Origin of the sequence: Streptomyces fuscigenes, from assembly GCF_021556455.1 — a bacterium.
Classification (GTDB): Bacteria; Actinomycetota; Actinomycetes; order Streptomycetales; family Streptomycetaceae; genus Streptomyces; species Streptomyces fuscigenes.
On the sequence record NZ_JAKGCV010000504.1, the window covers coordinates 1 to 3666 of the forward strand.

Consider the following 3666-nt stretch of genomic DNA (forward strand, 5'->3'; position numbering starts at 1 on the left):
CGGGGCGCGGTCACCCACGGGACGCGGCGGGCGGTCAGTCGCCGAGGCCGGCCAGGTCGCGCAGGCGCCTCGACTGGGCGGCGCGCTCGGCCGCGCGCTGCTCGTCGTACGTGCGGGCCGAGGCACCGCGCAGGAGCGCCTTGGTCTCGATGACGGCGGAGCGCGGCGCCGCGAGGAGGGCGGCGGTCAGATCACCGACGGCGGCGTCGAGTTCGGCGCGGGGGACCACGAGGTTGGCCAGCCCGATGCGCTCGGCCTCGTCGCCGTGGACGAACCGGCCCGTCACGCAGATCTCCAGCGCGCGGGCATACCCCACGAGCTCCACCAGCGGGTGGCTGCCCGCCAGGTCGGGGACGATGCCCAGGCTGGTCTCGCGCATGGCGAACTGGGCGTCGTCGGCCGCGACGCGCAGGTCGCAGGCGAGCGCCAGTTGGAAGCCCGCGCCGATCGCGTGGCCCTGGACGGCGGCCACCGACAGCAGGTCGTTGCGGCGCAGCCAGGTGAAGCCCGACTGGTACCCCGCGATCGCGGCGTCCAGACCGGCGTCGTCGAGGCGCGCCAGATCGGAGAAGGACGGCTCGCCCTCGAAGCCCTCGGGAGTGAATGCCTGCCGGTCGAGCCCGGCGGAGAAGGACACGCCCTCGCCGCGCACGACGACCACCCGGACGGTCCCCGGCAGTGACGCCCCGGCCTCGGCCAACGCCCGCCAGAGGGCGGGAGACTGGGCGTTGCGCTTCGCCGGAAGGGTCAGCGTCACCGTGGCGACGGCGTCCTCGACGGTGAGCCGCACGCCGTCCTTGTCGACAACAGGTACAGGATCGAGCGATTCCGTCGTGGTCATGCGGGCCTCCGGCTCGGGCGGTCACACAGCCGCGCCGTGTGGCGCGCTGCCAAGTGACTGCACAGTAACCACCGGGCGATCGAGACGACCGCCCAGGGGTCACCCGCCGAACCGGCGGCGGTCAGGCCGAGGCGGCCTTCTTGCCGCGCGTGGCTCCGCCACGCCCCCGCAGGGTCACTCCGGACTCGCTCAGCATCCGGTGGACGAACCCGTAGGAGCGGCCGGTCTCCTCGGCCAGCGCCCTGATGCTCGCACCGGAGTCGTATTTCTTCTTGAGGTCTGCCGCGAGCTTGTCGCGCGCGGCGCCGGTCACCCGGCTGCCCTTCTTCAGAGTCTCGGCCACCCGTGCCTCCTCATGGGAAGTGCGCTCTGGACTTCTCATGATCACCCCTAGCGGCCGTCCTGGCCACCCATTCGGCAAGGTCCGCCCGACATGCAAGGGGGCGCTTCAACATTCCAGCACGAATGGAATTCACCGTTCCAGCCGCGATCATGCCGGGATTCCGTGACCCGGAAGAAAGAACTGCCAGGTCAGAGACGTTTTGCGGAAGAAACCCGGGACGCGGCCACGATACGTGCTATCCACACGAAGCCGCGCCGCGGCAGTAGACGTCCTCCCCCAGATGATGGATCACCGCTGAGCCGAATGATCCCTGCGGGATTGATCACCGGGCCCGCCGGCCCGCTCCCGCCTCCCGAACAATCGACGCTCCGCGAGCGGCCGGTCACCGGCCGTCGCGCCGGCGTGGCGCCGGTGCGGTCCTGTGCCCGCTGCCGGGCACGGACGGTCCGATCGGGCACCCGGGGCGTGCGGACGCCCCCTGGGCTCCCCGCCGCACTCACCCCAGCCCCCGCCGGCCGCGCGCCGCCGAGCGGGCCCGGAGCGGGCCCCGGGCGACGCGTGCGCCGCCGGAGCGGGCGGCGCCACCGGATCAGGCGAGCGACACCAGGTCCTTGTAGTCCGGGCCCCAGAGGTCCTCGACGCCGTCCGGCAGCAGGATGATCCGCTCGGGCTCCAGCGCCTCGACCGCGCCCTCGTCGTGCGTGACGAGGATGACGGCGCCCTTGTACGTGCGCAGCGCGCCGAGGATCTCCTCGCGGCTGGCCGGGTCGAGGTTGTTCGTGGGCTCGTCGAGGAGCAGCACGTTGGCGGACGAGACGACGAGCGTGGCGAGCGCGAGCCGCGTCTTCTCGCCGCCGGAGAGCACCCCGGCCGGCTTGTCGACGTCGTCGCCCGAGAAGAGGAAGGAACCGAGCGTCTTGCGGACCTGGATCAGGTCGAGGTCGGGGGCCGAGGAGCGCATGTTCTCCAGGACGGTGCGCTCGGGGTCCAGGGTCTCGTGCTCCTGGGCGTAGTAGCCGAGCTTGAGGCCGTGCCCCGGGGTCACCTCGCCGGTGTCGGCCTTCTCGACGCCCGCGAGGAGCCGCAGCAGCGTCGTCTTGCCCGCGCCGTTGAGGCCGAGGATGACGACGCGCGAACCCTTGTCGACGGCGAGGTCGACGTCGGCGAAGATCTCCAGCGACCCGTAGGACTTCGACAGCCCCTCGGCCGAGAGGGGCGTCTTGCCGCACGGCGAGGGCTCGGGGAAGCGCAGCTTCGCGACCTTGTCGGAGGCGCGCACCTCCTCGAGGCCGGCGAGCAGCCGCTCGGCACGGCGGGCCATGTTCTGTGCGGCGACGGTCTTCGTGGCCTTGGCGCGCATCTTGTCGGCCTGGGCGTTGAGCGCGGCGGCCTTCTTCTCCGCGTTGGCCCGCTCGCGGTGGCGGCGCTTCTCGTCGGCCTCGCGCTGCTGCTGGTAGAGCTTCCAGCCCATGTTGTAGATGTCGATCTGGGAGCGGTTCGCGTCCAGGTAGAACACCTTGTTGACGACCGTCTCGACGAGTTCGACGTCGTGGGAGATCACGATGAAGCCGCCGCGGTAGGTCTTCAGGTAGTCCCGCAGCCAGGTGATCGAGTCGGCGTCGAGGTGGTTGGTCGGCTCGTCGAGCAGCAGGGTGTCCGCGTCGGAGAAGAGGATGCGCGCGAGCTCGACGCGGCGGCGCTGGCCGCCGGAGAGGGTGTGCAGCGGCTGGCCGAGGACCCGGTCGGGCAGGCCGAGCGCGGCGGCGATGGTGGCGGCCTCGGCCTCGGCGGCGTACCCGCCCTTGGTGAGGAACTCCGTCTCCAGGCGCTCGTACTTGCGCATGGCCTTCTCGCGGGTGGCGCCCTGGCCGTTGGCCATGCGCTCCTCGTTCTCCCGCATCTTCTTCAGCACGGTGTCGAGGCCGCGGGCGGACAGCACGCGGTCGCGGGCGAGGACGTCGAGGTCGCCGGTGCGCGGGTCCTGCGGCAGGTAGCCGACCTCGCCGCTGCTGGTGATGGTCCCGGCGGCGGGCTGGGCCTGTCCGGCGAGGCACTTGGTGAGGGTGGTCTTGCCCGCTCCGTTGCGGCCGACCAGGCCGATGCGGTCGCCCTTGGCGACGCGGAAGGTGGCGGACTCGATGAGGACGCGGGCTCCGGCGCGCAGCTCGACGCCGGTTGCGGTGATCACGGGGCTACTCCAGGGCGGGACGTACGGCGGAGGGACGGCGGATTTCTTCGACGCCGCTCTACATCGTCAGAGGTGACCGCGACCGCGCAGGGAGAAGTGCCATACGCCGACTGTAGCACTGCGCCGCAGGCGGTGTTTCGAGGCGGCTGCGGGGTGGTAAGGGCCGTGACCTGTGGGGCGGCGGCGCCCTCCCGGGACGGATGGTGCGGTCCGGCGACGGGCCCGGCGCCAGGGTCCCGGCGGGCGCCGGCAGGGTCCCGGCGGTCCCGGCGCCGGGACCCCGGCGCCCGGGCG

3 protein-coding genes are annotated in these 3666 nt (G+C 72.4%); all 3 read right to left on the bottom strand.

Translation table 11 applies throughout. The features are described from left to right. Nucleotides 1–34: 34 nt before the first annotated feature. The 3 genes from L1885_RS25335 to abc-f all read right to left on the bottom strand — a co-directional run bounded on the left by L1885_RS25335 (nt 35) and on the right by abc-f (nt 3372). Nucleotides 35–841, bottom strand: coding sequence for an enoyl-CoA hydratase/isomerase family protein (locus tag L1885_RS25335; RefSeq protein ID WP_235799495.1), 807 nt, complete (start codon nt 839–841; stop codon nt 35–37). Between the two features lie 121 nt (nt 842–962). Next, nucleotides 963–1184: a helix-turn-helix domain-containing protein gene (locus L1885_RS25340; RefSeq protein ID WP_006123601.1), complete on the bottom strand. Its 222-nt coding sequence runs from the start codon at nt 1182–1184 to the stop codon at nt 963–965. Between the two features lie 589 nt (nt 1185–1773). Then, nucleotides 1774–3372 (bottom strand): ribosomal protection-like ABC-F family protein, encoded by a 1599-nt coding sequence (abc-f, locus tag L1885_RS25345; RefSeq protein WP_235799496.1) that lies wholly within the window; start codon nt 3370–3372, stop codon nt 1774–1776. Nucleotides 3373–3666: the final 294 nt, after the last annotated feature.